Origin of the sequence: Aeromonas sp. sif0611 (assembly GCF_019218845.1) — a bacterium.
In the GTDB taxonomy this organism is placed as follows: domain Bacteria; phylum Pseudomonadota; class Gammaproteobacteria; order Enterobacterales; family Aeromonadaceae; genus Aeromonas; species Aeromonas media.
Window position 1 is genome coordinate 1 of the sequence record NZ_JAHUWU010000047.1, and the last position, 288, is coordinate 288.

Sequence of the window (288 nt, forward strand, 5' to 3'; positions counted from 1 at the left end):
GCGTGACCGAAGACGAGAGCACCCCGACCCTGACCGAGACCGGCACCCTGAGCGTGACCGACGTGGACGGGGCGGATGAAGCCAAGTTCCTGGCCGGCAACGGCACCCCGAGTGCGGGTGCGCTGGGTAGCCTCGCCATCACCGAGGGCGGTGCCTGGACCTACAACGTCGACAACAGCAAGGTGCAGTACCTGGGCGAGGGGGAGACCAAGGTCGAGACCTTCACCGTGCAGTCTGTGGATGGCACCGAGCACACCGTCACCATCACCATCACCGGCGTCAACGATG

The 288-nt window shown here is 66.0% G+C and carries 1 protein-coding gene; it reads left to right on the forward strand.

Going from position 1 to position 288, the window contains the following annotated elements:
• On the forward strand, window positions 1-288 hold a 288-nt coding region (locus KW824_RS21255), incomplete at both ends, for a VCBS domain-containing protein (RefSeq protein WP_218410892.1).